Annotated in this window: 31 protein-coding genes and 1 riboswitch; of the genes, 15 read left to right on the forward strand and 16 right to left on the reverse strand. The window is 72.9% G+C overall.

Going from position 1 to position 26878, the window contains the following annotated elements; translation table 11 throughout:
• Nucleotides 1-140 precede the first annotated feature (140 nt).
• On the reverse strand, nt 141-365 hold the full coding sequence (locus tag J2X60_RS05815; RefSeq protein WP_229086111.1) for a hypothetical protein: 225 nt from the start codon (nt 363-365) through the stop codon (nt 141-143).
• 116 nt (nt 366-481) lie between these two features.
• Here J2X60_RS05815 and J2X60_RS05820 point away from each other — a divergent pair, with 116 nt between their 5' ends.
• Both J2X60_RS05820 and J2X60_RS05825 read left to right on the forward strand, forming a co-directional pair.
• Entirely contained in the window at nt 482-922 is a 441-nt protein-coding gene (locus J2X60_RS05820) for a VOC family protein (protein ID WP_309886784.1), read from the forward strand.
• 19 nt (nt 923-941) lie between these two features.
• Entirely contained in the window at nt 942-1091 is a 150-nt protein-coding gene (locus J2X60_RS05825) for a hypothetical protein (protein WP_309886785.1), read from the forward strand.
• Here the strand turns inward: J2X60_RS05825 and J2X60_RS05830 are convergent.
• Together J2X60_RS05830 and J2X60_RS05835 are read right to left on the reverse strand one after the other, a co-directional pair.
• Nucleotides 1079-1525 (reverse strand): thioesterase family protein, encoded by a 447-nt coding sequence (locus J2X60_RS05830; protein ID WP_309886786.1) that lies wholly within the window; start codon nt 1523-1525, stop codon nt 1079-1081. The two genes, J2X60_RS05825 and J2X60_RS05830, sit on opposite strands and share 13 nt — an antisense overlap.
• Nucleotides 1522-2097, reverse strand: coding sequence for a QsdR family transcriptional regulator (locus J2X60_RS05835; RefSeq protein WP_309886787.1), 576 nt, complete (start codon nt 2095-2097; stop codon nt 1522-1524). Before J2X60_RS05835 ends, J2X60_RS05830 begins: the two co-directional genes overlap by 4 nt.
• A 46-nt stretch (nt 2098-2143) precedes the next feature.
• Here J2X60_RS05835 and J2X60_RS05840 point away from each other — a divergent pair, with 46 nt between their 5' ends.
• Nucleotides 2144-3337, forward strand: coding sequence for an acyl-CoA dehydrogenase family protein (locus J2X60_RS05840; protein ID WP_309886788.1), 1194 nt, complete (start codon nt 2144-2146; stop codon nt 3335-3337).
• A gap of 276 nt (nt 3338-3613) precedes the next feature.
• Here J2X60_RS05840 and J2X60_RS05845 read toward each other — a convergent pair whose 3' ends face one another.
• From J2X60_RS05845 to J2X60_RS05855, 3 genes are all read right to left on the reverse strand, one after another.
• On the reverse strand, nt 3614-5725 hold the full coding sequence (locus J2X60_RS05845) for an alpha/beta fold hydrolase (protein WP_309886789.1): 2112 nt from the start codon (nt 5723-5725) through the stop codon (nt 3614-3616).
• Nucleotides 5726-5785: 60 nt separating this feature from the next.
• Nucleotides 5786-6658, reverse strand: a complete 873-nt coding sequence (locus J2X60_RS05850; protein WP_309886790.1) for a patatin-like phospholipase family protein — start codon at nt 6656-6658, stop codon at nt 5786-5788.
• A gap of 151 nt (nt 6659-6809) precedes the next feature.
• Nucleotides 6810-7547, reverse strand: a complete 738-nt coding sequence (locus J2X60_RS05855) for a S1 family peptidase (protein WP_309886791.1) — start codon at nt 7545-7547, stop codon at nt 6810-6812.
• 237 nt (nt 7548-7784) lie between these two features.
• Here J2X60_RS05855 and J2X60_RS05860 point away from each other — a divergent pair, with 237 nt between their 5' ends.
• Both J2X60_RS05860 and J2X60_RS05865 read left to right on the forward strand, forming a co-directional pair.
• On the forward strand, nt 7785-8486 hold the full coding sequence (locus J2X60_RS05860) for a GAF domain-containing protein (RefSeq protein WP_309886792.1): 702 nt from the start codon (nt 7785-7787) through the stop codon (nt 8484-8486).
• Between the two features lie 41 nt (nt 8487-8527).
• A complete protein-coding gene (locus J2X60_RS05865) occupies nt 8528-8713 on the forward strand; it encodes a hypothetical protein (RefSeq protein ID WP_022907754.1) in 186 nt (61 codons plus the stop codon).
• Nucleotides 8714-8779: 66 nt separating this feature from the next.
• Here the strand turns inward: J2X60_RS05865 and J2X60_RS05870 are convergent, their stop codons facing one another.
• Together J2X60_RS05870 and J2X60_RS05875 are read right to left on the reverse strand one after the other, a co-directional pair.
• Nucleotides 8780-9808: an NADPH:quinone reductase gene (locus J2X60_RS05870; protein WP_309886793.1), complete on the reverse strand. Its 1029-nt coding sequence runs from the start codon at nt 9806-9808 to the stop codon at nt 8780-8782.
• A 44-nt stretch (nt 9809-9852) separates the two neighbouring features.
• A complete protein-coding gene (locus J2X60_RS05875) occupies nt 9853-10221 on the reverse strand; it encodes a helix-turn-helix domain-containing protein (RefSeq protein ID WP_309886794.1) in 369 nt (122 codons plus the stop codon).
• Between the two features lie 93 nt (nt 10222-10314).
• On the opposite strand from J2X60_RS05875, the gene J2X60_RS05880 reads away from it, so the two are divergent.
• The gene (locus J2X60_RS05880) at nt 10315-10962 is read left to right on the forward strand and encodes an NAD(P)H-binding protein (RefSeq protein ID WP_309779241.1); all 648 of its coding nucleotides are present in this window, start codon (nt 10315-10317) and stop codon (nt 10960-10962) included.
• Between the two features lie 169 nt (nt 10963-11131).
• On the opposite strand, the gene J2X60_RS05885 is transcribed toward J2X60_RS05880, so the two are convergent.
• Nucleotides 11132-12457 carry an MFS transporter gene (locus J2X60_RS05885; RefSeq protein WP_309886795.1) on the reverse strand — a complete coding sequence of 442 codons (1326 nt, stop codon included), beginning with the start codon at nt 12455-12457 and terminating at the stop codon, nt 11132-11134.
• 143 nt (nt 12458-12600) lie between these two features.
• Here J2X60_RS05885 and J2X60_RS05890 point away from each other — a divergent pair, with 143 nt between their 5' ends.
• Nucleotides 12601-13458, forward strand: coding sequence for a LysR substrate-binding domain-containing protein (locus J2X60_RS05890; RefSeq protein WP_070418614.1), 858 nt, complete (start codon nt 12601-12603; stop codon nt 13456-13458).
• A gap of 13 nt (nt 13459-13471) precedes the next feature.
• Here the strand turns inward: J2X60_RS05890 and J2X60_RS05895 are convergent, their stop codons facing one another.
• Nucleotides 13472-14722, reverse strand: a complete 1251-nt coding sequence (locus J2X60_RS05895; RefSeq protein WP_309886796.1) for a hypothetical protein — start codon at nt 14720-14722, stop codon at nt 13472-13474.
• Nucleotides 14723-14820: 98 nt separating this feature from the next.
• Between J2X60_RS05895 and J2X60_RS05900 the strand changes: the two genes are divergently transcribed.
• On the forward strand, nt 14821-15789 hold the full coding sequence (locus J2X60_RS05900) for an aldo/keto reductase (RefSeq protein WP_309886797.1): 969 nt from the start codon (nt 14821-14823) through the stop codon (nt 15787-15789).
• Nucleotides 15790-15980: 191 nt separating this feature from the next.
• Here the strand turns inward: J2X60_RS05900 and J2X60_RS05905 are convergent, their stop codons facing one another.
• The gene (locus J2X60_RS05905) at nt 15981-16628 is read right to left on the reverse strand and encodes an NAD(P)-binding domain-containing protein (protein WP_309886798.1); all 648 of its coding nucleotides are present in this window, start codon (nt 16626-16628) and stop codon (nt 15981-15983) included.
• 80 nt (nt 16629-16708) lie between these two features.
• On the opposite strand from J2X60_RS05905, the gene J2X60_RS05910 reads away from it, so the two are divergent.
• From J2X60_RS05910 to J2X60_RS05925, 4 genes are all read left to right on the forward strand, one after another.
• Nucleotides 16709-17005, forward strand: a complete 297-nt coding sequence (locus J2X60_RS05910) for a GNAT family N-acetyltransferase (RefSeq protein WP_070418618.1) — start codon at nt 16709-16711, stop codon at nt 17003-17005.
• A 22-nt stretch (nt 17006-17027) separates the two neighbouring features.
• Nucleotides 17028-17489 (forward strand): VOC family protein, encoded by a 462-nt coding sequence (locus J2X60_RS05915; RefSeq protein WP_070418619.1) that lies wholly within the window; start codon nt 17028-17030, stop codon nt 17487-17489.
• A gap of 85 nt (nt 17490-17574) precedes the next feature.
• A complete protein-coding gene (locus J2X60_RS05920) occupies nt 17575-18045 on the forward strand; it encodes a MarR family winged helix-turn-helix transcriptional regulator (RefSeq protein WP_070418620.1) in 471 nt (156 codons plus the stop codon).
• Nucleotides 18042-18551, forward strand: a complete 510-nt coding sequence (locus tag J2X60_RS05925; protein WP_309779246.1) for a YfcE family phosphodiesterase — start codon at nt 18042-18044, stop codon at nt 18549-18551. The genes J2X60_RS05920 and J2X60_RS05925 overlap by 4 nt, the downstream gene beginning before the upstream one ends.
• 271 nt (nt 18552-18822) lie before the next feature.
• On the opposite strand, the gene thiD is transcribed toward J2X60_RS05925, so the two are convergent.
• From thiD to thiM, 3 genes are all read right to left on the reverse strand, one after another.
• Nucleotides 18823-20316, reverse strand: a complete 1494-nt coding sequence (gene thiD / locus J2X60_RS05930) for a bifunctional hydroxymethylpyrimidine kinase/phosphomethylpyrimidine kinase (RefSeq protein WP_309886799.1) — start codon at nt 20314-20316, stop codon at nt 18823-18825.
• Nucleotides 20313-21053 (reverse strand): thiamine phosphate synthase, encoded by a 741-nt coding sequence (gene thiE / locus J2X60_RS05935; protein ID WP_309886800.1) that lies wholly within the window; start codon nt 21051-21053, stop codon nt 20313-20315. The genes thiD and thiE overlap by 4 nt, the downstream gene beginning before the upstream one ends.
• Nucleotides 21050-21898 (reverse strand): hydroxyethylthiazole kinase, encoded by an 849-nt coding sequence (gene thiM / locus J2X60_RS05940; protein WP_309886801.1) that lies wholly within the window; start codon nt 21896-21898, stop codon nt 21050-21052. Before thiM ends, thiE begins: the two co-directional genes overlap by 4 nt.
• Nucleotides 21887-21982: riboswitch (TPP riboswitch) on the reverse strand. It overlaps the preceding gene by 12 nt.
• Before the next feature lie 67 nt (nt 21983-22049).
• Between thiM and J2X60_RS05945 the strand changes: the two genes are divergently transcribed.
• Nucleotides 22050-22940: an NUDIX domain-containing protein gene (locus tag J2X60_RS05945; RefSeq protein WP_309886802.1), complete on the forward strand. Its 891-nt coding sequence runs from the start codon at nt 22050-22052 to the stop codon at nt 22938-22940.
• Nucleotides 22941-22954: 14 nt separating this feature from the next.
• Here J2X60_RS05945 and J2X60_RS05950 read toward each other — a convergent pair whose 3' ends face one another.
• Nucleotides 22955-24199, reverse strand: coding sequence for an MFS transporter (locus tag J2X60_RS05950; RefSeq protein WP_309886803.1), 1245 nt, complete (start codon nt 24197-24199; stop codon nt 22955-22957).
• Nucleotides 24196-24846 carry a GntR family transcriptional regulator gene (locus J2X60_RS05955; protein WP_217637344.1) on the reverse strand — a complete coding sequence of 217 codons (651 nt, stop codon included), beginning with the start codon at nt 24844-24846 and terminating at the stop codon, nt 24196-24198. Before J2X60_RS05955 ends, J2X60_RS05950 begins: the two co-directional genes overlap by 4 nt.
• Nucleotides 24847-24985: 139 nt before the next feature.
• On the opposite strand from J2X60_RS05955, the gene J2X60_RS05960 reads away from it, so the two are divergent.
• On the forward strand, nt 24986-25732 hold the full coding sequence (locus J2X60_RS05960) for a phosphotransferase enzyme family protein (protein ID WP_070418627.1): 747 nt from the start codon (nt 24986-24988) through the stop codon (nt 25730-25732).
• Between the two features lie 22 nt (nt 25733-25754).
• Nucleotides 25755-26831 carry a winged helix DNA-binding domain-containing protein gene (locus J2X60_RS05965; protein ID WP_309886804.1) on the forward strand — a complete coding sequence of 359 codons (1077 nt, stop codon included), beginning with the start codon at nt 25755-25757 and terminating at the stop codon, nt 26829-26831.
• Nucleotides 26832-26878: the final 47 nt, after the last annotated feature.

A 26878-nucleotide genomic window follows, 5' to 3' on the forward strand; every position in this document is an offset into this window, starting at 1 on the left:
CGTCGCGCGCCGCGCGCTGCGTCGGCCCGGCGGCGCGTCGACTGCGGCGCACAACCAAAGCGCTCCCGAACCACGCGAACCCGTGGTTCGGGAGCGCTTTGGTTGTTCGGGGACGATCCGCGCCGGGCGGCGTCAGGCGGTCACGGGCCCCGGTGCAGGAGCAGCTCGATCAGAGTCAGGCCGGGGCCGACGATGAAGAGGCAGCCGATCACCCGGATGAAGCCCGGCGTGATGATCGAGGCCGCCCACCGGTCGCCCTGCAGCTGTTCCAGCTTCCGGCCCCAGCGGGCGAACTGCTTCGGGAACACGAGCAGCACGACGCCGTACGCCATGAGGACGATCGAGATCCAGAACCACGAGCCCACGCGTCGAGCCTACGGCTGTCCGGTCGCCGCACGGTCGGGGCGTCCGGTCAGGTGGGGCGCGTTGCGTCGGGGTGGTGCCGGACCCTGCCGGCCCCCTTCCCTGAGGAGCACTCCCCGTGACCGAACCGTTCGCCCGACCCACCGCACTCGCCCACGTCCGCGTGACCGTGACCGACATCCACCGCAGCAAGGCCTTCTACCAGCAGCTGCTCGGCACCGACCCGGCGATCGACTTCAGCGACCAGGTCGACGAGCCGGGCGTCCGCGAGGACCGGGAGCGCTTCTACGGCGGCAGCGTCTTCCGTCTCGGCGACCAGGTGTTCGGGCTCCGTCCAGTGGCGCCGGCGGGGCAGCGGTTCGACTCGGAGACTGTCGGCCTCGACCACGTGAGTTTCGTCGTCGGGTCGGTGGAGGAACTCCACGAGGCGGCCGCGCGACTCGACGCGGCCGGGGTGGAGCACGGCGAGGTGACCGACCTCGGTGACGCGGGCATGGTCATCCTGTCGGTGCAGGACCCCGACGACATCAACCTCGAGCTGTCGGCGCTGAAGGGCTGACGCGAGCTATCCTCGACGCATGCGCATCGTGCGGGTCATCGGCCGGGGGATCGGCTTCGTGCTGTCGACGGTCGTGAAGGTGATCGGGACGCGCAACGGTCACGATCCGGCCGGAGACGACCTCGCGATCCGGCTGAACAACCCCCGCCGCGAGGACTACCGCCCCTGAGGCTCGTTCGCCGCCATGGTCATCGTGGCGGTGACGAGCTCACGGAGGGACTCCGGCAGGGGGATCGGCCGACGGGCGCCCTCGCGGTCGATGATGACGTGCGCGAACTCCCCGGTCGCGAGCAGCGCGCCGTCGGACTGCCGGAACAGGCCGAACTCCCACGACAGGCTCGTGTTCCCGAGGTGCTTCGACCGCATCCCGACCTCGATGACGTCGGGCCACACCGCCGACTCGACGAACCGGCAGCTCGACGACACGAGCACCGCGATCCACTCGGACGCGAACGGGTCGAGGCCGGCTTCCTCGCGGAACCAGTAGGTGGCCGCGTTGTCCATCGCGCTGTAGTAGATCGTGTTGTTCACGTGCCCGAACATGTCGTTGTCGTTCCACCGGGTGGGGTAGAGCCGGACGAAGGGGTAGTCGGCGATGGTCATCGGGCTCCTGTCATGGTCGGTCGGAGGACGTACTCGAACGTCGCTCGGGCGCGCTCGGGGTCCGGAGTCTCGCCGGAGATGAGGTCGGCGTACGTGAAGGACTCCGAGATCCGGACGAGCAGCCGTGCCAGCTCCTCGGCGGAGAGTGGCGTCGGGTCGAACGCACCGGCGACGCGTTGCTCCTCGACGAGGGCGGTGACCCGGCCGACGAAGCGGCTCTGCACGTCGCTCTCGGAGGTGGTCAGCAGCCGGAGCGCCCGTGCTGGTTCGCGGGTGAGGAACGACCGGAAGTAGGGCGCGTCGATCAGGTCCGCCGTGAACCGGTCGAGGACGTCGACGATGCGCGCCGCTCCGGCGGGAGCAGCCGCTGCGGCGGCGGCGTCGAACGTCGGCACGGCGAGGGACCAGAGGATCTCGGACAGCAAGCGGTCACGGTTGCCCACCCACCGGAACAGCGACGTGCGGTCCACGCCGAGCGAGGTGGCGAGGGCACCCATGTCGATGCGTGAGCCGGCGATGAAGGTGTGTCGCGCCTCCCGGAACGCGCGCAGCGCAGAATCCGATGTGTACACGCGCGCCTCCCTTGCAACGTTTCCCAGAATGATGCACGATCAGTGTATGTCACTGACGACGGCCATCCCCGCGCTCCTCGAGTCCGACTTCTACCGGTTCCAGGAGGGGTTGACCGACCAGGAGCGCGAGTCACTCGGACGGCTGCGCACGTACCTCGAGTCCGACGTGCGCCCGATCGCGGACGAGTACTGGGCGCGCGCCGAGTTCCCGATGCAGGTGATCAAGCCGCTGTCCGAGCTCGGCATGTACGGGCCGGGCATCCCGCTCGTCCGGCAGTTCGAGAACTCGGCTGTGTACCGCGGGTGGGCGGCGCTCGAGCTCGGGCGTGTGGATGCCAGCGTCGCGACGTTCATCGGGGTGCAGTCCGGCCTGGCGATGAACTCGATCGCGGTGGCCGGCAGCGACGAGCAGCAGCAGGAGTGGTTGCCGCGGATGGCCTCCGGCGAGCTCGTCGGGGCGTTCGGGCTGACCGAGCCGCTGTCCGGCAGCGACTCGGCTCGGGGGCTCCGTACGACGGCCCGGCGCGAGGGCGACGCGTGGGTGCTCGACGGCGAGAAGCGCTGGATCGGCAACGCGACCTTCGCGGACGTCGTCGTGATCTGGGCGAAGGACGTCGCCGACGGTCAGGTGAAGGGCTTCCTCGTCACGACGGACACGCCGGGGTTCACGGCGACGAAGATCGAGGACAAGATCGCACTCCGCGGGGTGCAGAACGCCGACATCGTCATGACCGGCGTCCGGGTGCCGGAGTCGCGACGGCTGCAGCACGCCGACTCGTTCCGCGCGACCGCCGAAGTGCTCCGCCTGACCCGCACCGAGGTGGCGTGGCAGGCGATCGGCATCGCGGTCGGCGCCTACGAGGCCGCGCTCGACTACGCCCGTTCCCGCGTGCAGTTCGGCAAGCCGATCGCAGCGCACCAGATGGTGCAGGACCTGCTCGTGAAGTCCCTCGCGAACATCACCGCGTCGATCGCACTGTGCACGCAGGCGTCGGCGATGCAGGACGCCGGCACCGGGGCAGACGAGCACTCGGCGATGGCGAAGGCGTTCGCGACGGCGAAGATGCGCGAGACCGTGGGGTGGTGCCGCGAGGTGCAGGGCGGCAACGGGATCGTGCTCGAGAAGGGTGTCGCCCGGTTCTTCGCGGACGCCGAGGCGATCTACTCGTACGAGGGGACGCGCGAGGTGAACACGCTCATCGTGGGGCGGGCGATCACGGGGCAGGCTGCGTTCGTCTGAGGGGCGGGCCGGGCTGGGCCGCTGCGGAAGCGTTCGGGTGCCGCTGCGGAACGACACGATCGTTGTCGTGCGACAGCGGACGTGTCGCTGGTTGCGTGTGCAACGGTTGCGGGCGCGCGGGTGCGACATCGCCGAGGTCGTACGACAGCGGACGTGTCGCTGGTTGCGTGTGCAACGGTTGCGGGCGCGCGGGGGCGACATCGCCGACGTCGTACGACAGCGACGATGTCGTTCCGGCTCGGCGCCCTCCCACTGACGCCGCGCGCCAGTGCCCCGCTACCCGAGCAACTCCGGCCGACGCCATTCTCCCCCGAGCACGTGCTGCTCGAGGAACGCGAACACCGTCTCGTACCAGACCACCGAGTGCTGCGGCTTGAGCACCCAGTGGTTCTCGTCCGGGAAGTACAGGAACCGGTGCGGCATCGTCCCGTCGGCCGCCGCGTGGTGCTCGGCCAACTCGGACCAGAGACGCAGCCCCTCGCCGATCGGCACCCGGTAGTCCTTGTCGCCGTGGATCACGAGCATCGGTGACGTGATGTCCGCGACGAACCGGTGCGGGTCGTTCTCGTGCAGCCCGGTCTCGTCGAAGATCGACTGCCAGTACTGGGACATGTCCGTCGTGCCGTTGAACTGGTCGAGCGCCCACAGGCTCGCGTGCGTGACGATCGCCCGGAACCGGTCGGTGTGCCCGGCGACCCAGTTCGCCATGTAGCCGCCGAAGGACCCGCCCATCGCAGCCGTCCGGGTCTCGTCGACGTCGTCACGGGCGACGACCGCGTCGGTGATCGCCATGAGGTCGGTGAACGGCGCCTGCCCCCACGCGTTCCAGCCGCGGTTGATGAAGTCGAGTCCGTACCCGGTCGACAGTGCCGGGTCCGGCAGCAGCACGGCGTACCCGCGGGCCGCCGCGAGCTGCGGGTTCCACCGCCAGGACCACTGGTTCCACGAGTTGAGCGGACCGCCGTGGATCCAGAGCAGCAGCGGATGCGGGGCGGTGCCGGCATCGTCGTTCGGCAGGATGAGCCAGCCGCGGACGCGGGAGCCGTCGGCCGCGGTCGTCTCGACCTCTTCGAGGTGGCCGGGCACCTCGGGCAGCGGCGCCGGGGTCGCCAGGGTCGTCACGGTGCCGTCGGCCTCGATCCGGACGGGGTGCAGCGGCGCGGCCCAGGAGGCACGGAGCGCCACCACGGTCCCGCTCGCCGCCGCCACGCGCAGGCTCGAGTACGCCCAGTCGTCGTGGGTGAGCTGCTCGACGGCGCCGCCGTCGAGCGGGAGCCGGAACACGGGCGCGCGACCGTCGTGGTCCGCCGTCGCCAGGAGCGCACCGTCGTCGCGCGCGAACACGAGCTCGTTCGGCCAACGATCCCACTCGACCGCGATCCGCCGTGCGTCGGACAGTGCGGACCCGTCGAGCCGGGCGACCCAGATCTCCTGCTCGGTCGCACCGCGGGGTGTGAACCGCTCGGTCCGGACCCATGCCAGCGTCCGGCCCTCGTGGCTGATCGTCGGCATCTCGTGGTCGACATCGGGGTCGTCGAGCAGCACGGTGCGCGTGCCCGTCGCGACGTCGAACGCGACGATCGTCGAACGGGACCCGCGGGCTTCCTGCACGCCGACCGTGGCGACGACGACCGAGCCGTCCGGCGTGACGACCCCGTCGACGTGTTCGAGTGAGCGCCCCGGAGCGGGGGTGAGGTCGGTGAGCACGGGGAGGTGCGTCGGGTAGGACGGCCCGGCCTCGTCATCGGAAGGATCGGCGGCGGTCGCTGACGGTGTGGTCGCCTGCTCCTGCAGCGTCCGGAGGTCGAGCGTCAGCACGTGCGTCTCGTCGGGGCCGAGGTCGTGGTCCCAGAACCGGACCGGATACGTCTCGTGCAGGATCGCCTGCACCTTCCGGTCCTTCCGGCGTCCGCGCAGCTCGGCGTCGGCGGCGACCACACCGGTCCGGTCTGTGCCGGCACCCGGCAGCAGCCCGGCCGTGACCGCGACCGTGTCCGCGTGCGACGCGGTGCCGAGGACACCACCGACCCCGCCCGCGAGCTTCGTGACCGGTCGTGCCTCACCACCGGCGGCGGGCAGGACCCAGAGCTGTGCGGCGTCGCTGTCCTTGTCGCCGTCGCCGTCGGGGCGGCCGGAGACGAACAGCAGGTCACCGGTGCGCGTGAACGAGACGCCGCCTTCGCCCTTGGCCGAGCGCGTCAGGCGCACCGGAGCGGCCGCAGCGTCCGCCGTTCCGGGGACCGCCCAGACCGACCGTCGGTAGCCCGTGCCGTCGGCGTCGAGCACGCTGACGGTCAGCGCGACCCGGGAGCCGTCCGGACTCACCGCGATCCCGTCCACGCGGGGGAGGGCTGTGTACTGGTCGAGGTCCGAGAACGGCGTCGTCATGCACCCACGCTAGCGGCGCTCCCGGAACCCGACACGGTCACCCGGCGGTCTGTGGAGAACTCACGCCCAGAACGCGGCGATGCCCTCGGCCACGGCAGCGCCCTGCGTCCGTCCGGCATCGGCGGCGGGTGCCTGAGTCGACAGCGAGAGCGAGTTCGTGCCGAACGCCTGCTGCGAGGTGCTGTCCGCGACGACGACCTCGACCGAGCTGCCGGCAGCCCGGAGCCCCTCGACCGCGACGTCGAGCCACGGCCCGAGCGGCGACGGACCCTCGGGACCGCACGCGATCACGAGGACGCGTTCGTACCCGGCGGCGACGTCGGCGTTCGTGGCGGAGCGCATGCCCCCGTCGACGTAGGGACGGCCCTCGATCCCGACCGGTGACCAGACGAGCGGCACCGAGCAGCTCGCGGCGACGGCGCGGGGGAGCGGCACGGCGTCGGCCGCGGTGAGCACGCGGAAGGTGCCGTCGGTCGCGTCGATCGCGGTGAGGGCGAGCGGCTTCGCCGGCCACTCCGTCGACGGGAGGGTCTCGGCGAAGGTGGCCGTGCGCTCGTCGTCGGTCTGCCCGTCGGTGGTGCGCTGGGCGAGGAGGCCCAGTCGGGCGCGGGCGTCCTGGTCGGACGAGGCTCCCTCGAGCACGGCGCCGATGCGCTGCTGGAAGTCCTCGCCGTCGATGGGGACGGGTTCCTCGTAGGTCGTCGGGACGGCTGCGTGCTGCTGGTCGTACGCCTGCTGCACCGCGCCGTACCGGACGAAGGTGCCGACGACGCTGCCGGCGCTGGACCCGACGACGAGGTCCGCGGCGTCGAGGTCCACCCCGGCGTCCTGCAGGGCGGACAGCACCCCGAGTTCCCAGGCGATGCCGGCGACGCCACCACCGCCGAGGACGAGTGCTCTGGTTCCGGGCGCAGGCGTGGAGACGTCGGTCATGCGTCTTGCTTACCAGGTGCAGACGACGCGCAGGGGCGCGCAACGCGACCTGTGGAGAGCGACCGAGCGGGGCACTGGTCGGCACACAGGAGGACGGGAGGCGCGGTGCGGGCCCGCACCGCGCCTCCCGTCCCGTGGTGGGTGCGCTGGGTCAGACGCCCGCGGTCGAGCGGATCCAGCTGGCGGACTGGGTGAGGACGGCGTAGTTCGAGCCGGCGTGGGTGTTCGCGCCGGGGTCGGCCACGTCGCCGGTCGAGCAGACGCCGACGACCTTGCCGTTCACGACGAGCGCGCCGCCGGAGTCGCCGTGGTTGGAGGCGCCGGTCACGCCGGTGACGTGCTGCGCGCGTCCGCCGTACGCGTCCGTGGAGCTCCCCGTGAGGTTGACGGTCGCCTGGTAGAGCCCCGTCGTCGGCACGCTGTTCGCGCGGTTGCCGTAGCCGAGGATCGTGCCGGTGCCGGAGCTCTTCGTGGTGTACGCGAGGTCGAGCTGGGCGTACGAGGAGAGGGTCTTCGGCGTGCTGAGGTGCACGAGCGCGATGTCCCCGGACGGCGCGGAGTAGAGCCGGTCCGCCGCGGTCGCCGCGCCCCGGTTCGTCGTGCTGTTCGAGTGGTAGACGTTCATCGCCGTGGTGCCGTCGACGCAGTGCTCGGCGGTGAGCACCCACGAGGCGTTGAGCTGTTCGCCGGTGCACCCGTACGTGCCGGTGCCGCCCTGCTGGAAGACGAGCTGCACCTCCCACGGGGTGCTCGGTGCCTGCTCGCCGCCGATGACCTGCGGTGAGACGGTGGCGGCGCTCGCCGCGGTCGCGCCGAGGCCACCGCCGAGCAGGGTCATGGCCGCGGCTGCTGCGAGGGCGAGGCCTCTGAGGTTCGTTCGCTGCTTCATGGCCCGATCGTGCTCGCCCCCTGTTCGGGGGTCAAGTCCGCGTTGCAGGGGACAACAATGTCACCCTGTGGACAACTCCGTCAGCGTCGGTGGGGTGTCCTAGCGTCGTCGACATGACAGGGGACCAGGCCACGACGGGTCGTGGGCGACGCCGGGCCGGAGCGGTCGTGTGGCCGATCGTGGTCGCGACTGCGCCGACCGCTGCCTTCCAGCTGCCGAACCTCGTCGTGGCTAGGGGTGAAGGTCTCGCTCGTCGTGTTCGGGCTGGTCGTGCTCGCTGCCGCGGTGGTCGTGCAGGTCGTCCGCGCCCGACGGGCCGAGGCGTCGGTCACGGCTGCGGCGGCGGTGGCGCGGTCGACCGAGCTCGAGCAGGGGACGGCCGTCCGGTACGCGTTCGGGCAGCTCGCCACGCGGCTCGCCCGGTTCGCCGAGCTGCATCGGCGGGACCGCCGGCAGGAGTTGCCGGCGTTCGCGGACCGGGTCGCCGTGGCCCTCGCGTTCTACCTGCTCCCCGGCGTGCCCGACGTCCGTGCGAACGTCTACCAGCTGTCGGAGGACCTGCGGGGCCTCGAACCCATCGGGCACGGGGGTGCCGAGGACACCGCCGGCGTGTTCCGGGCGGGGACCCCGTACGGCGACCGCAACCTCGACTGGGTGTTGGTCGGCGGCGGCCCGCGAGTGGTCGGCGACCGTGCCACCGACGTCGACGCCGACGAGGACCTGCCGGGGTTCGAACCCCGCTACCGCTCGTACGTCTCGGTCGTGATCCGGTCGGAGGAGTACTCGTTCGGCATGCTCACCGTGGACTCGCCGGCGCCGGACGCGTTCACCGACCTCGACGCCAAGTACGTCGCGCTGATGGCCTCGTTCATGGCCATCGCGTTCTCGCTCGCGACCCCGTTCCCGGACCGCGACCGCAACCGCAGGAAAGGCCCGTGATGCGCACACGATTTGTCGGACGCTCGACGTACCATCCCCACATGACCATCGTGACCCCCGAACCGAAGCCCTTCGGTCGGTCCCGGGTGTACACCCCGAACTGGACCGACGACACGACCGACGCCGACTACGAAGACCTCGAGGTCATCGCCGCCAACATCGAGCGGGAGCGGGTCGCTGCCCGCCGCCGTTTCGAGGCACGCCTCGCCGCTGCGCTCGCCCGCTGAACCAGCCCCGCGGCGCCGACCACCGGAGCGCTGCGTCCACCCGGCCCGGGCGGACGCAGCGCTTCGTCACTCCGCGCTGACGTCGATCAGCACCTTGCCGACGGTGTCCTGCTCGACGGCGTCGTGCGCTGCCGCGGTGTCCTCCAGGTCGAACCGCACGAGTGGCAGGCCCGCGTCCTCGCCGACGGGGAGCACGCCGTCGCGCAGCGCCGCGGTGACGTCCTCGGCCGCTGCGGCGAGGGCCTCGTCGCCGATCGTGTACAGCAGCAGGAACTGGTAGCGGGCGTTGACGCTCATGTTCGGGCGGATCGGCAGGGTGGCCTCGTCGCCGCCGTTGTTCGCGTAGATCGACACGACGCCGTGGTTCGCCAGGACCTCGGCGACGAGCCCGGCGTTCTGCGGGATCGAGACCTCGACGACGATGTCCACACCGTCCGGGGCGATCTCGCGGATCCGCGCGGCGGCGTCCTCGTCGCGGTAGTTCACCGTGTGGTGCGCCCCGGCGGCGGTGGCGAGTGCGGCCTTCGCGTCCGAGCTGATGGTGGTGACCACGGTTGCGCCGGCCCAGCGTGCGAGCTGGATCGCCGCGTGTCCCACGGCTCCCGCACCGCCGGCGACGAGCACCGTCTTCCCGTCGAGGGCACCCGGAGCGAGCCGATCCGGACCGTGCTCGTGCGTCGTGAGGGCACGGTGCGCGGTCATCGCCGGCACCCCGAGCGACGCGCCGACGTCGAAGCTCGTGCCCTCCGGCAGCGGGACGGCACGGGCAGCGGGCACGACGGTGTACTCCTGGGCGGTGCCGGTCGGGCGACTCGCAGCCGCCATGTACAGCCAGACGTGGTCGCCGACGGACAGTCCGTCGACACCCTCGCCGACCGCGTCCACGACTCCGGCGCCGTCCTGGTTCGGCGTGATCTCGGGGAACGGCAAGCCGTCGCCGTACGTGCCGCCGGCGCGGGCCTTCCAGTCGGTCGGGTTGACACCAGAGACGACGACACGGACACGCACCTCGCCGGGACCGGGATCCGGGAGCGGACGCTCCTCGAGGGTCAGGACGGACGAGTCACCGGGCTTCGAGTAGACGACTGATCGCATGTCCCCAGGCAACCACGGCGGTCGCGTGGGGATTCCGGGTGCGCTCAGCGAGGCCGGGTGTCGTACTGCTCGCGGGAGACCGCGACGTCGTCCATGTGCGAGGTCGCCCAGTCCTCGAGCGGCTTCAGCACCTCGCGCAGCGACCGGCCGCGATCGGTCAGCTCGTACTCGACGTGCGGCGGGATCTCGGGGAAGACCGTGCGGGTGACGAGTCCGTCGCGCTCGAGCGCCCGGAGCGTCTGCGTGAGCATCTTCTGCGAGACGCCCTGCACGCGGGTGACGATCGCCGAGTAGCGTGCCGGACCGTCGGCGAGGGTGCCGATCGTCAGGACGCTCCACCGGTCGCCGATGCGGTCGAGCAGCTGTCGCGAGGGACACTCGGCGGCGTAGGGGCTGTACTCGAGAGCTGACACGACGACCTCCGTTACGCACCGTGAGGTGCCTACTTACTCAAAGAGAGTAACGCTTGTACGGTGAGTGTCAACGTTCCACGAAAGGACTGCTCCATGACCAGCATCGTCGTCTTCGGTGGCACCGGCTACGCCGGCTCCGCCATCACCCGCGAGGCCCTCTCCCGCGGCATCGCCGTCACCGCCGTCGCCCGCGACACCTCGAAGCTCGAGCCGGCCGAGGGGCTCACCCTCGCGCAGGGTGATGCCTTCGACACCGACTTCGTCGCCGAGGTCACGAAGGGCGCGGACGTCATCGTCGTCGCGCTCCACGCGGTGCAGGCCGACGGCAGCGAGCTCAAGGACAAGTTCCAGCCGTTCGTCGACGCCGCCGCTGCTGCCGGTGCGCGCCTCGGCATCGTCGGCGGAGCCGGTTCGCTGCTCGTCGCCGAGGGTGGCCCGGCGCTGTACGACACGGCCGAGTTCCCCGACGCGTTCAAGGGCGAGGCGAAGAGCCACGGTCAGGTCCTCGAGGCCCTCCGCGCGTCGGACACCGAGGTCGACTGGTTCTACGTGAGCCCGGCCGCTGCCTTCGGTGGCTACAACCCCGGCGAGCGTCGTGGCACCTACCGCACCACCGACGACGTCCTGCTCACCGATGCCGACGGCAACTCGGACATCTCCGGCGAGGACTTCGCGATCGCCTTCGTCGACGAGATCGCTTCGCCGGCACACCACCAGGCGCGCTTCGGGGTCGCGTACTAGGCGGTTCGGTTCGCCTCCGCACAACGGAAGTCACCCGGAACTACGCCTTCGCGCGGTTCCGGGTGACTTTGCTTGTGCGGCGCGCGCGGCGCCACGCGCGCGCCCAGCGCGACCACGCGGCGGACGGGAGGCGCGGCGCCCGCCCGCACCGCGCCTCTCGTCCGACGCGTCAGCGGTGCCCGACGATCGACGGCACCGGCATGTGGTGCCGCATCCGCACCGCCAGGTGAAGCCCGCCGCGGCGGGCGAGCACCAGCCCGACGACGGCCGCTGCCGCGGCCGGCACGCCTCCGGCGACGACCATCCCGACGTGGGCACCGAAGTGGTCGACCACCTGGCCCATGAGGGGGCCGCCGATCGCCTGCCCTCCGAGCAGCACGAGGACGTAGAGCGACATCACCCGGCCTCGGATCGCGACGTTCGAGGACAGCTGCACGAGCGAGTTCGACGCGGTCTGGAAGAGCAGCTGCGACATCCCGACGGCGACGAGCGCGACGGTGAACGGCGCGATGACCGGGATCGAGCCGGAGACCACGAGCAGGATCCCCGTCCAGAACACCCCGCCGACGATGGTGCGGAGCCGGACGGTGGCGCGTCGCGTCGAGAGCAGTGCGCCGGCCAGGGCGCCGATCGCGACCGCGGAGTTGAACACGCCGTAGCCACCAGCGCCGACGTCGTACACCTCGGACGCGAACGCCGACAGCAGCACCGGCATCGTCAGCGCGAACACCGAGAAGAACGCCACGAGGATGACCGGCACGATGATGGTCGGCTTCCGGACGGCGTAGCGGAGGCCCTCGACGAGCTGCCCCTTCCCGCGTGGTGCCGGGGGTGTGCGGTGGAGCTCCGAGACCTTCAGGAACCCGAGCGTCACCACCACGGCGACGCAGGCGATCGCGTTGACGCCGAACGACCAGCCGGCGCCGACCGCGACGAGCAGCGCTCCGGAGAGGGCCGGGCCGATCATGCCGCCGAGCTGGAAGACCGACGAGTTCACGCTGATGGCGTTGCGCAGGTGCTCGTGGCCGACGATCTCGGTGACGAACACCTGTCGCGCTGGGTTGTCGATGACGGTGACCATGCCGACGACGAACGCGATCGCCCAGATGTGCCACGCCTGCACCATCCCGGACAGCGTCAGGACGGCGAGCAGGGCCGACAGCACGGCGAACGAGCCCTGCGTGATCATCATCAGGGCGCGCTTGGAGAACCGGTCGACGAGCACTCCGCCGAGGAGCCCGAACAGCAGCATCGGCGCGAACTGGCACGCGACCGTGATGCCGACCTGCGCGACGGACCCGGTGAGCTGCAGGACGAGCCAGTCCTGCGCGATGCGCTGCATCCAGCCGGCGGTCATCGCGACGAGGTTCGTGGCGGTGAAGAGCCGGAAGTTCGGCACCGACAGGGCGATGAGGGTGTGGCGCCACGGCGGTCTGGTGGCCTGGATCGGCAGCGGTTCGGTGGGCGGGGGGAGGGTCGTCGATGACGCACTCACGAGTGGGGGTCTCCGGAGGTCGAGGTGGAGCAGGCGGGACTGTGCCCACTCGAAACTAACTGCGCGCGGCCCATTCGATACCCCTATGGTGGCTATCACTCCATTGCGAAGTCGAATGGGGTCGTCACGACGAAGGGTGTCCGGTGCTGGATCCGGTTCTGCTGCAGACGTTCCTCGCGGTCGCCGAGACCGGGAGCTTCACCCAGGCCGGCGCCCGGCTCGGCATCAGCCAGCCCACGGTGTCGCAGCACGTGCGGCGGCTCGAGACGGCCGTCTCCCGGACCCTCGTCGCCCGGGACACCCGGGGCGTGGCGCTCACCGACAACGGGGACGCGATGGCCGGGTTCGCGCGGACTATCCTCGCGGCGCACGCCACCGCCGACGCGTACTTCTCGGGAGCCGCGACCCGCGGGCGACTCCGGTTCGGGGCGGCGGACGACCTCGCGATCACGCAGTTGCCCCGGATCCTGCGGGACTTCCGACGGCTGCACCCGCAGGTGAACCTCGAGCTGACGGTGAACCAGTCGTCACCGCTGCTCCGCCGGGTGCACGCGGGGCAGCTCGACCTCGTGTTCATCAAGCAGACCGCGGGGGAGTCCGCCGAAGGCACCCGTGTCGCGACCGACCAGATGGTCTGGATGGCGCAGGACGGCATCGCGCTGGAGCCGGGGGAGCCCGTGCCGCTCATCGCGTACCAGGCGCCGAGCATCAGTCGACAGATGGCGATCGACGCGCTCGAGTCCGCCGGTCGCACGTGGCGGATCACCTGCAACACGCGCGACGTGAACGGGGTGCTCGCGGCCGTCCGGGCGGGGATCGGGGTCGCGGTGTTCCCGCACTCGCTCATCCCGGCGGACCTCGTGAAGGTGTCGCAGCGGTTGGCGTTGCCGGACCTCCCGGCGGTCGACTACGTGCTCATCGCGAACCCGACGGTGCAGCGGGAACCGATCGACGCCCTGACGAACGCGATCCTGTCCCGCGGGGTGGTCCGCGCGGTGTGACGGGCGCGGCGCGCTACGGCGCGAGCGTCGGGACCGTCCCCGTCCCGGTGAGGTCCGGCAGGGTGACGCCGACGAGCGGCAGCACCGCCGAGGCCACGGCCCACAGCAGCACGAGCGTCCCGACCCCGCCGAGCACGGCACCCAGGAGCGCGAGCGGCCGCTGCCACGTCGCCTCGGGCCGCCGCAGCGTCACGATCGAGAGCAGGAGCGCGAGCACGCCGAGCACCAGCCCGACACCGTGCACCGTCGCGGGGGCGGTGAACCACCATGCGCCGAGTCCGAGGGTGGCGAGTCCGGCGAGGGCGCCGAGGACGGCCCCGGGAGTCGTCCCCACCCGCTGCGTCGTCCCGGCTGCCTGGAGGCGCGGCCCGCCCCCGCCACGCACCGTCGCGGCAGCCAGGGTGGTCGCGTCCACCGCCGGGGGCGCGTCGGTCGCGACCCTCGCGGTCGGCTTCCTCGTGCGCGACGGCCGGGCGGGCCTCGCGGCCTTCGGGGCCTTCGCGGGCTTCGTGCCCTTCGGTGTCCGTGGGCTCGTCGACCGGCCGCGTCCCGTGTCCGAGCCGCGGGTCGGCAGGTCGATCAGGGGGAGCGCTTCGGTCGGCGGCAGTGCATCCGCCCGGGCAGCCGGTGTCGAGCCCGGGCCCCCGGGTGCCGGCGGAGCGATGACGGCGTCGAAGGCCGGCGACGCAGCCGGAGCGGCGGTCGCCGGAGCCGCGGCGGCCGGAGCGGCGGGGCGCTGGTGGGCGAACCGGGCCGGGGTGCGGTAGCCGATCGGTCCCGAGGGAGCCGGTTCCGACCCCTCGACGACGACGTGCTCGAGGCCCGGCACGGAGAACCGGGGCTGACCGACGACCGGGACGCTGGGGCCCGCCGGGACGGCCGGCGCGGCGGGAGCGGGTGCGGCCCCCGGCGTGACGGATGCGGCACCGACGGTACCGACGGCGTCGATCGGCGAGACCTGGGCGGGGCCGACCGAGGCCGTGTCGAACGGGACCGTGTGCACCGCGGGCGAGGTCGGGGCCGGGGGCAGGAGGTGCTCCTCCGGCGGGAAGTCGGGCACCACGATGTCGTCGTCGACGAGTGCCGGTGTGGCGGGCGGTGCGGGGAGCGTGCTGCCGGGGCCGGCCGTCTCCGGAGCGGGGGCGGGTGCGACGGGGGCGGGGCGCGCCTCCAGGCCGTCTGCCGCGCCCTCGGGGGGAGCCGTGACCCAGTCGGGGACGGCGCGACGCGGCCGGTCCTCGTCCGGCATGCGATGCGATGCCACTGCGGTGCTCCCTCCGTAGGCTGATCCATCGTCAGTTCTAACGGCAACCCGTGCGGCTGGCGCAGCCCCAGTTCCGGGGTCGCCGGTACGGTCGGGGCATGACCGGAATCGAACACCGTCCACTCGGGCCGTCGGGGCTCGTCGTCTCCACCGTCGGCATCGGCTGCAACAACTTCGGCCGACCCGGCACGCTGACCGAGACGCAGGAGGGCACGGACGCCGTCGTCCACGCGGCCCTCGACGCCGGCGTCACCCTGTTCGACACCGCGGACGTCTACGGCGGCCGGCGCGGGCTGTCCGAGGAGCTCCTCGGCAGGTCCATCGCGGGACGTCGCGACGAGATCGTCCTCGCCACGAAGTTCGGCATGGACATGCAGGGGGTGAACGGGCCGGACTGGGGGGTGCGGGGCTCCCGGCGGTACGTGCGGCTGGCGGTCGAGTCGTCGCTCAAGCGCCTCGGGACGGACTGGATCGACCTCTACCAGATGCACGGCCCGGACGACGTGACCTCGATCGAGGAGACGCTGTCCGTGCTCGACGACCTCGTCCGCGAGGGCAAGATCCGCTACATCGGCCACTCGAACTTCGCGGGGTGGCAGATCGCCGAGGCCGAACTCACCGCCTCCATCGCCGGCACCACGGCGTTCGTGTCCGCGCAGAACGAGTACAGCCCGCTCGCCCGGGGCGTCGAGGACGAGGTGCTGCCGGCCGTCCGTGCGTACGCGCTCGGGTTCCTGCCGTACTTCCCGCTGTACAACGGCCTGCTGACGGGCAAGTACACGAAGGCGGGTGGGCCCTCGGACGGGCGGCTCACCACGGCGAAGCCGCAGCTGCTGCAGGACGCGCCGTGGGGGATCCTCGAGGAGTTCCAGCGGTTCTGCGACGAGCGCGGCGTCACGATGCTGCAGGCGACCTTCGCGTGGTTGCTGGCGCAGCCCGGGCTGTCGAGCGTCATCGCGGGAGCGACGAAGCCGGAGCAGATCCGGCAGAACGCCGAGGCCGGGACGGCGTGGGAGCCGTCCGAGGACGACCTCGCCGAGATGACGCTGGTCTTCGACGGCGCCTGAGCCGGCGGCGCGCCGCGGACGCCGAGTCTCGGCTCGGCGGACAGTTTCGTGGCCGATCGGCCGCGGAACTGTCCATGGGGCCGAGTCTCGCCTCCCAGCTGCGGGCGGGTGGGCGGGCGGGCGGGTGCGGGACGGGACGGGAGGCGCGGTGCCGGACCGACCCGCGCCTCCCGTCCCGCAGGGGTCGCGACCTACATGTCGCGGTACCGCTCCGCGGACGCGAGCGCCTCGCGCAGCTCCGCCGCGGTCAGCCGCGGGCCGTACCCGGGGGTGTCGCGCTGGATGCGCCAGCCCTCGGCGAGGGGCCCGGCGTCCACGACGTCGAACCCGAACTGGTCGATGAGGTCCGACACGACCCGCTTGGCCCCGGCGTCGTCCCCGGCCACCACGAGCGCGCGACGGTCCGGGGTGCCCGCGGCGGAGGCGTGGCCGGTGAGGTCCGCGGCGCCGATGTGGTTGAACGCCTTCACGACCCGGGCGCCGAGCAGGTGGTCCTGCAGGAGCTCCGCGGTCGTGGTGGTCTCGGAGTCGAGCGCCTCGATGTGGCCGTCGCGCTGCGGGTAGTAGTTGTTCGTGTCGATCACGACCTTGCCCTCGAGGGGGCCGACCGGGATGGTCTCGATCGCGGCGAGCGGGGTCGTGACGACGACGATCTCGCCAGCGGCGGCAGCCTCGTCGCGGGTCGCGGCACGGGCGCCCTCGCCGAGCTCCGCGACCAGGTCCGCCAGGGTCTCGGGGCCGCGGGAGTTCGCGATCACCACCTCGTGTCCGTTCCGCACCGCCAGCCGTGCGAGCTGGGATCCGATGTTGCCTGCGCCGATGATGCCGATTGTCGTCATGGTGTCCGAGCAACGCCCGACCCCGACCCGCCCATTCCCGGACGCGTCCCGCGCCCGCGCCGAGGGTGCATGATGGCGGCATGGACCACGAGTTCCGCGACGAAGCCGACCAGGACCGCTACGCGATGTACGTCGGCGGCGAACTCGTGAGCGTCCTCGACTACCGCGAGAACGGCGACGCGATCGCGTTCCCGCACACGTACACGGTGCCGAAGCACCGCGGACACGGGTACGCCGCCGAGCTCGTCGACTTCGCGGTCGCCGACGTCGAGGCGAACTCCACGAGGCGCATCGTCCCGATGTGCTGGTTCGTCGGCAAGTGGTTCGACGAGCACCCCGAGAAGGCAGACCTGCTCAGCCGCGGCGCTGCGGACTGAGCCGAACCGGAAGGCCCCGCCCATGCCGACGATCACCCCGTTCCTCTGGTACGACGACCAGGCCGAGCAGGCGGCGGAGCACTACGTGTCGCTCTTCCCCGACAGCAGCATCGACAGCGTGAGCAAGACCCCGGACGGGCAGACCCTCGTCGTCGAGTTCACGCTCCTCGGCAAGCCCTACCGTGCGATGAACGGCGGTCCGGGGCACGAGCACACCGACGCGGTCTCGTTCCAGGTGGACGTCGACGACCAGGAGGAGCTCGACCGTATCTGGGACGCCCTGCTCGCCGACGGTGGCCGTCCGAGCCGGTGCGGGTGGCTCTTCGACCGCTGGGGTGTGGCGTGGCAGGTCACCCCGTCGATGATGGGCGACCTGATGACCGGCTCGGGCGACCCCGAGGCCAACGCCCGCGTCTTCGAGGCCATGATGCAGATGGTCAAGCTGGACATCCCCGCCCTGCGGGCCGCCGCGGCGGGTCACTGAGCCGGCGCGATCCGTACCCGCCGGTATGGTGGCGGGACCGAACACCGCCGGCAGGTCCCGGCGCAGACAGGCTGGAGTCCGTCCGATGAGCGAACCGAGGCCCGATGTCCGCAACAGCGACATCGGACGCGCGTACACGGAACTCGCCCGCATCACCCGCCGCGCGAGCATCCGGGCACGCGGCTCGGAGGCGATCCTCAGCGTCGTCGACCAGTCCCTCGTCGACTTCGTCGTCCAGCACGAGGGCTGCATGGCGATCGACATCGCCCGGTACCTGCGGCTGAACCGCTCCACGATCTCGCGGCAGCTGTCCGGGCTGCTGGCGGCCGGGCTCATCCGGACGGTCGACGGCGGGACCGGCAACGCCAAGCCCCTCGTGGCCACCGATGCCGGCCGTGCCGCACTCGAACGCTCCGTGCAGCTGCACCGCGACGCGCTCGACGAACGGCTCGCGAGCTGGTCGGACGACGACATCGCGCTCCTCGCCGGGCTCCTCGAACGGCTCGGCGCCGCGGACGAGGCGGGGCTGCCGATGCCCGGACGCACCACGCCGTGACGACCTCGTTCGTCCTGCTCTCGGACACCCACCTGCCGAAGCGGGCGAAGGACCTGCCCGCCGGGCTCTGGGCGGACATCGACGCCGCGGACCTCGTGGTGCACGCCGGTGACTGGGTGGACCTCGCGACGCTCGATGCCGTCCAGGCCCGGTCGGCGCGGTTCGAGGGGGTCCGCGGCAACAACGACGGCCCCGAGTTCGACGACCGCCTGCCGCTCGAGGCCCGCTTCGCCGTCGAGGACCTGCGGTTCGCCCTGGTGCACGAGACGGGTGCCGCGACGGGCCGTGAGCGTCGCATGACGGCCGCGTACCCGGACGTCGACGTGCTCGTCTTCGGCCACTCGCACATCCCGTGGGACACGGTCGCGCCGTCGGGGCTGCGGCTGCTCAACCCGGGTTCGCCGACGGACCGGCGCCGCCAGCCGGACCACACGTGGATGCGCGGTGCGGTCGACGGCCGCGACCTGTCGGTCGAGCTGGTGCGGCTGCCTCCCGCCACCCGCTGACGGCCTGGAGGCGCGGGTCGGCCCCGCACCGCGCCTCCCTTCCGCGACGCCCCGCGTCTCTGGCCGCGCTGCTGCCCGCCCCGCCCGACGCGCCCGCCCCGTCCGCGCGGCCTGCCCGCCCCCGCCCGCCCGCCCGCCCCGCCCGACCCGTCCGCGCGGCCCGCCCCGCCCCGCCCGACCCGTCCCTCCGCCCGCCCCCGCCCGCGAAAGCGACAGGGTGCCGTCGAATCGTGACGGCACCCTGTCGCTTCCGCGTCAGGGACCGCGGCGCTCAGCGGGAGCGTGTCGCTCCGGCGGCACACTCCGGACCCGCCCCCGGGCCCGTCACCGCGGTCGGCATCCGGAAGAACGCGAGCTCCCACGCGGTCGACGCGCGGAACGCGCGCGTCATCGCGCCGCGCTCGGCCGGCGTCGCCGCCGCGGCGAGCCGCTCGACCCGGGCGGTCGCGTCCGCGGAGGCCTCGGCGAACCCCGGGTCGCCGTACGCGCCGATCCAGTCCGCGAACGGGTGGTCCGACCCGACCGTGCCGATCTGCGTCCCGACCCACGCGTACACGCGGAAGCACGGCAGCACCGCCGCGGCGAGGACTCCGACGGACCCGGAGTCGGCAGCGGCCTGCAGGTGGGCGAGGTAGTCGGCGCAGACGGGGTGGACGGGGTCCTCGGCGTGCGTGCCGGCGAGGCGTCGGTGGTGCAGGTCGCGGGCCTCGTCGGCGCAGCCCTGGGCCGACGCCTGCCAGAACGCGGCCTCGGCCCCGGTCGTCCACGAGCCGAGCAGCGCCAGGTGCCGCTCGTACGCGCGGAGGTAGTGGACGTCCTGCGCCAGGTACGCGGCGAACACCTCGGGGTCGAGCGTCCCGGCGCGCATCCCGGTGAGGAAGTCGCACGCGATCGTCTCGTGCAGGACCTCGGCGACGTCGTCCCACCAGCGGTCGGTCCACCTCGGCTCCGGCCGCTCCGCACGCACGAGCGCGCCGTGGTCGACCGGACCGTTCCCGGTGCCGACGTGCAGGGCGTCGGCGCCGCGGAGGGCCGCGGTCAGCCAGCGCTTCGCCGTGCCGACGGCCAGTTCCCAGTCGCCATCGCGGGCCGCGAGCGTCGCGATCGCACTCGACAGCGAGCACCCGGTGCCGTGCGTGTTCGTCGTCCGGACGCGTGGCGCGCTGAACGTCCGGAGCACCCCGTCGGGCCCGACGAGCACGTCGTCCGAGGTGTCGCCGTCGTCGTGGCCGCCCTTCGCGAGCACAAGCACGTCCCAGGTGCGGGCGATGGCGAGCGCCTGGTCCTCCGCGCTGTCCGGGGCCCGTCCGTGCAGGGTGGCCAGCTCGGCGAGCACCGCGAGTTCCGCCCGGTTCGGCGTCACGAGGTCGGCGAGCCCGAGCAGCGTCGTCATCGCCCGCGAGGCGTCCTCGTCGAGCAGCCGGTCCCCGCTCGTCGCGACCATCACGGGGTCGACCACCACGACGGGTGGGCGGTGCTCGCGGAGCCACTCGGTCACGACCCGCACGACCTCGGCGGCGCCGAGCATCCCGACCTTCACGGCGTCGACCACGACGTCGTCCGAGACCGCGTCGAGCTGTTCGCGCAGGAACGCGACGTCCGGCACGTGCACCGAACCCACCCCGTGCGTGTTCTGCGCGACGAGCGCGGTCACGACGCCCATGCCGTAGCCGTCGTGCGCCGCGATGGCCTTGAGGTCCGCCTGCATCCCCGCCCCACCCGTCGGGTCGGTCCCGGCGATGCTCAGGACGCGCGGGACGCTCATGCGTCCGCCCCGTGGTGCGTCACGTCGGACGGGAGGAACGGATCGCCACCACCCGACGGCCGCCCCTCCGCCCCGTGGTCGGGTCCAGGGCCCCACGCGGACACGAACGCCGCCGCGGCGGACCCCGGGTCGGTTGCGGCACAGATGCCCGACACGACCGCCACGCCCGCGGCACCGGCTGCCCGGAGCGGCAGGACGTCGTCGAGCGTCACCCCGCCGATCGCCACGCACGGCACGTCCGTCGCGCGTGCGAGCCGGCCGAACCCGTCGTGGCCCAGGGCCGGCGGGTGGTCCGCCTTCGTCGCGGTCGGGTGCACCACGCCGACCCCGAGCAGGTCGACCGTGCCGCGGGGGAGTGCGGCGACGGTGGCGAGGTGCTCCGGGGTGTTCGCGGTCAGCCCGACGTGCGCGTCCGGTCCGAGCAGAGCGCGGGCAGCGGTGACGGGGACGTCGGATTGACCGAGGTGCACGCCCGCGACCCGGTGCCCGGCGTGCCGCGCGGCCAGGGCGACGTCCAACCGGTCGTCGACCACCACGGTCGCGCGGTCGCCCACGGCGTCGGACACCGCGGCGGTCAGCGCCAGCAGGTCACGGGCCGAGGCGTCCTTGTCGCGCACCTGCACGATCCGCACCCCGCCGTGCACCGCGGCACGGACGACCCCGAGCACGCCGATGCCGTGGCGGTCCGACTGCGCCGGGTCGGTCACGAGGTACACGCCGAACCCACCGGCGCTCACGCGGTCACCGCCGGGGACTCGACGGTGATGCGCGCCGTGCGCACGACGTCCTCGGGGGAGAGCGACGCCAGGCGGTCGAGGAACAGCGGCTGGAACGTGCCCGGTCCGCCGGCCTCGCGCGCCGCGAGCTCGGCCGCGATCGTGTGCACCGCGGTCGCGGCGACGGCGGCCGCGCCCGGGTCCTCGGGGGAGACAGCGGTGAACGCGGCGACGACGGCACCGAGCGCGCAGCCGCCGCCGGTGATCCGCGTGAGCAGCTCCGTGCCGTTCGCGACCCGCACCACGCCGATGCCGGGCGCGACCAGCAGGTCGACCGGACCCGACACGGCCACCGCGGCCACGCGCCTGGCGGCCACCGCGTCGACCGCAGCGGCTCGCGCGTCGTCGGTGCCGACCGTGCTGTCGACGCCACGACCACCGGCCGAGGCACCGAGCACCGCGAGCACCTCGGAGGCGTTGCCCCGCAGCACCGTCGGACCGAGCGCCAGCAGGTCCCGGGCGAGGGCCGTCCGCACCGGCAGGGAGCCGACGGCGACCGGGTCGAGCACCCAGGGCGTGCCGGCGTCGACCGCTGCCGAGGCGGCTTCGAGCGAGGCGGCCCGGGGTTCGGCGTGCGGCGTGCCGGTGTTCACCAGCAGGGCGTCGGCGACCCGGGCGAACGGCCCGGCCTCGGTGACGACGTCGACCATCGCGGCCGAGGCACCGAGCGCGAGCAGCACGTTCGCGGTGACGTTCTGCACCACGGTGTTCGTGATGCAGTGCACCAGGGGACTCCGGGCGCGGACGGCCTCGAGGAGTTCGGCGGTCCGACGGGCCCAGTCGGGGGCGGGCGCAGCAGTCTGCATGGACGATCCCTTCGCGAGTACGAGCTCGAGCAGGTTCGACGGGTGTGATCTCAGCCGCTGGTTGCGGCACCCCGTGTCTCGACCGACACCGTACACGAGCGGCTCCGACGTCTCCGGTCACATGACGGGTCCCGTGTGACAGGGTTGACGGGTGCCAGACACCACGCCTCCCGGGCCGCCTCCCGGCCCCCGCGATCCCGGCGACGCCTGGGCGGTCGGCCCCGACGGCACCAAGGCCTGGGGGCGGTTCGGCGCGGCCGGACTCCTCGTCGACGACGGCTCCGGGCGCGTGCTCCTGCAGCACCGCGTCGAGTGGAGCCACCACGGCGGCACCTGGGGGATCCCGGGCGGAGCACGCCACCTCGGCGAGGACGCCGTGACCGGGGCGCTCCGCGAGTCGGCGGAGGAAGCCGGCGTGCCCGAGGACGGCGTGGACCTCCGCCACACCGCCGTGCTGGACCTCGGGTTCTGGACGTACACGACGGTGGTGGGGCGCGCCTCCAGGGCCTTCGAACCGGTGATCGCGGACCGCGAGAGCCTCGAACTGGCCTGGGTACCCGTCGGCGACGTCGAGGACCTGCCCCTGCACCCCGGGTTCGGGGCGTCGTGGCCGGCGCTGCGGGCACGGATCGAGACGACACCGCACGTCGTGGTGGACGCGGCGAACGTCGTCGGCAGTGTGCCGGACGGGTGGTGGAAGGACCGGGCGGGGGCTGCGTCGCGGCTGCTCGGGTCGGTGGGGGCGCTCGCCGCGGCGGGTGTGCCGGCCGAGGTGCTCGCGCTGCCGTTCGACCGGTGGTGGCCGCGGTGGACCGTGGTGCTCGAGGGAGCGGCGCGGGACGCCGTGGGCGCGGACGACCCGGTGTCCGTCGTGCGTGCGCCGGCGTCGGGGGACGAGGCGATCGTCGAGGCTGCCCGGGCCGCGGTGGACGCCGGGCACACGCCGGTCGTCGTGGTGACCGCCGACCGCGAGCTCCGGGCCCGCGTCGAGGAGCTCGGCGCCGCGGTGCACGGGCCGGCCTGGCTGCGCGACCAGTTCTGACCGCGCGGTCCCAGCTACGCGGGGATGTGCTTCCGCGACGACACCAGGATCGCCACCCAGGACAGCACCCCGAGCCCGACGACCATCCACAGGATCGTCGGCACGGCCACGACGTTCGCCACCGCGGCGATGACCGCCGGCGCCAGGAACCCGGCGTACGCCGCCGCGTAGAACACCCCGGTGAGCCCGGCGAGGTCGCGTGTCCCCGCGATCCGCTGGACCTCGAGCAGGCTCGACACGAGCGCCAGCCCGATGCCGAGGCCGATCACGACGTTCGCCACGAGCCCGATCGCCACGGACTGCAGCTGGACCGACACGACGACCACGGCGATGCCCGCGGTCATGAGCGCCACGGCGGTCAGCAGCCCGCGTGCCGACAGGAGCGAGGTGACCCGCCCGGCGAGGGGCTGCACGGCACTCGACACCCCGAGGGCGACGACGGTGGCGGCGGTGGCGAACACGAGCCCCCACGTGCCGGTCGCCCCGGCGAGCTTCGTCGGCAGGTACCCGTACCCGATCGCGGCGGACCCGAAGATCCACGGCGCGGCGACGAGCACGACACGGGTGAACCGGCGGTGCCCGGCGCTCGGGACGGCGAGCTGCTTCCACCAGGGTCCGGGCAGCCCACCGGAGCGGCTCGTCTCCGGCGTGCGCCAGACGATCACGGCGAAGGGTGCGGCGACGCAGATGTGCACGAGGAAGGGCAGGACCTCGGGGATCGGCCCCCACTGGGCGATGAGCCCGGCGACGAGGGCACCCGACGCCGACCCGAGGGTGAAGGCCAGTGACGCCCGGCGTGCGCCGGACCCGGCGTCGGCCGACGGGTCGAAGCGTCCCTGCGAGAGCTCCTTCACCCAGCTGTTGCCGACCGCCATCGCGATCCCGACGGTGACCCCGGAGAACAGACGTCCGGCCATGAGGAACCCCGCGCCGAGCGGGCCGAACGCCAGCAGCCCGCTGCCGACGACGGCGGAGACGATCCCGGCGAGCATGAGCGGACGGCGGCCGTGCCGATCGGACAGGGACCCGGCGACGAGGAGCGCCGGCGCGAGCCCGAGCACGTACACGCCGAGGAAGACGTTCACGAGCAGCGACGAGTAGTGCGCGCGCCCCTCGTACATGAGCAGCAGGGGCGAGAACTGGTTGCCGCCCCACGAGCACACGAACACCGCGCCCCAGACGGCGACCCACGGCAGGACGCGGGCGTTCGGGACTGCGAGCGAGCCGGTGGTCGGGACGCTGCCGGTGGTGGCGCTCACAGGGCGCCCCGGTGCGACGCGACGTGGGCGCGGAGGACCTCGGCGTAGCGGAGGGCGTCGCCGGCCTCGAGCGCGGCGGCCAGTGCCCGGTGGTCCTCGAGGGACGCCTGCAACTGGGACGGCTGCAGCCGCATCAGGTGGTGCCGCAGTCGCTGCTGCCGGTCGCGGAGGGTCCGGGCGAACATGACGGCGATCGCGTTCCGCGACGCGCCGATGACGGCACCGTGGAACTCCGCGTCGACCTCGATGAACCGGTCGACGTCGCCGGTCGCGACCGCCTGCTCCTGTTCCGCGAGCATCGCCTGGAGGAACGGGGTGACGTCCGCCACGCGCCCGTCGGTGACGACGCGGGTCGCCGCGGTCGACTCTATCGCCTCCCGCATCTCGAGCACGTCGGCCGCCTCGCTCGGGGACATCGGCCGGACGACGGCGCCCTTCCGGGACTCGAGGGTGAGCAGGTCCTCGGCGGCGAGACGCAGGAACGCCTCGTGCACGGGCGTCCGCGACACGCCGATCTCCTGGCAGAGTGCGTTCTCGCTGATCGCCGTGCCGCCGGGCAGGTCGCCGCGGATGATCGCGCGCTTCACGTGGTCGTACGCCCGGTCGGACGCTGCCTGGGCGGTGGTGTTCGTGCTCGGGGTGCTCACGGTCGACGATCCTACCCCTTGCATGCAACGGTGCATGCGGTCGTGTCACGCGCTGTTCACACGTGGACCGCGACACCGTGGCGCACGGGCGGATACGCTGGGCCACCACGTCAACGGAGACGTACAACAGGAGGTTCCGATGGAGCGGATCACCAGGGCCGACGATCGCGTGCACCGCCCGGCAGGGCCGTGGACGCCGACCGTGCACCGGCTGCTCGCCCACCTGCACGAACAGGGGTTCGTCGCAGCACCGGAACCGATCGAGCTCGGGCACACGCTCGAGACCGTCTCGTTCGTCCCCGGCGAAGCGGGGGAGTACCCGTGGACGGCGGACGTCGCGAGCGAGGCCGCCCTCGTCACGACCGCCCGGCTGCTGCGGCACTACCACGACGCCGCCGCCACCTTCACGCGCGACGACGACCGCGACGTCTGGTCCCAGGCGGAGCGGTACCCCGCCGAGACGATCGTGCACGGCGACTTCGCACCGTACAACTGCGTCTACGACGGCATCGCCGCGGTCGGGCTCATCGACTTCGACACCGCGCACCCCGGGCCACGGGTCTGGGACGTGGCCAGTGCCGTGTACCGGTTCGCGCCGTTCACCACCGGCGTCGTCGAGGGGTCGACCGCGCCGTCGCTCGACGAACGGCTCGACCGCGCCGCCGAGTTCTGCCGCGCCTACGAGCTGGACGCCCGGTCGCGCGAGGTCCTCGCCGAGACGATCCTCGGCTCCCTCGTCGCGTTGGTCACGACCATGGAGACCGAGGCCGCGGCCGGGAACCCGAAGTTCGTCAGCGACCTGCAGCACGGGCACGCCGACCTCTACCGGGCCGACGTGGCGTACATCGAGCAGCACGCCGACGAGATCACCGCAGCCGTCGCCTGACCGCGACGGCGATGCTGGTGCCATGACGACCACACCGGCCCAGCTGCGCGCGATGCGCCTCGCGGCCCAGGGGATCGCCGTGCCCGGGCTCGGGCCGACCGCGGTGGTGGAACGCATGCTCGCCGTCCAGGGGCAGGACCTCGGGCAGGTCACCTGGGCCATCGGCGTCCGTGCTCCCGGGTCCACGCGCGACGACGTCCGCGCCGCGTTCGACCGCGGCGAGGTCGTCCGTTCGTGGCCGATGCGCGGCACCCTCCACGCGATGCGCCCCGACGACCTCCGACTGCTGCTCTCCCTCACCGCCGATCGGACGATCCGCTCCATCGCCCGGCGTGCGACCGAGCTCGGCATCGACGACGACGTCCTCCGCACCGCCCGGGACGCCACGGCCGACGCACTGTCCGGCGGTCGGTCGCTCGTGCGCGACGACCTCTTCGACGTCTACCGAGGCGCCGGCATCGACCCGACGCGAGGGCTGGGGTACCACGTGCTGCTCCGCCTCGCGCTCGAGGGGATGGTCGCCTGGGGGCCCACCGCCCGCGTCGGCCAGGGGCTCGTGCTCCTCGACGAGTGGGCACCTGCGGCGGCCGACCTGCCCGACCGCGACGAGGCCCTGCGGCGGGTGTTGATCGGTCACCTGCGCGGGAGGGGCCCGGTGACCGAGGCCGACACCGCCTCGTGGACGAAGTTGCCGCTCGGCGACGTCCGGCGTGCCCGATCAGTGGCCGGCGACGCCGTGGAGGACCTCGGCGACGGACTCCTCGCCCTCGCCGACCGACCCGACCCCGGGGGTGTGCCGACCGGGCACCTCCTGCCCGGGTTCGACGAGTACCTCCTCGGGTACGCCGACCGCTCCGTCCAGCTCGACCCCGTGCACGCCGACCGGGTCGTCCCCGGCGCCAACGGCATGTTCCTGCCGATGGCCGTCGTGCGGGGTCGGGTCGTCGGGACCTGGAGCCGCACCGAGCGCACCCGCGACGTCCGGGTCGCCGTCACGCCCTTCGAGCCGCTCGACGCCGGTGCGGTCCGCGCCCTCGAGGCCGCCGCCGACCGGTACGGATCGTTCCTCGCGGCCCCCGTCGCCTTCGCCCTCGCCTGACCATCCCGGTCCCGCACGCCGTCTCCGACACCGCACCGGTCGATCGA

The organism is Curtobacterium sp. 320, from assembly GCF_031455235.1.
Lineage (GTDB): Bacteria > Actinomycetota > Actinomycetes > Actinomycetales > Microbacteriaceae > Curtobacterium.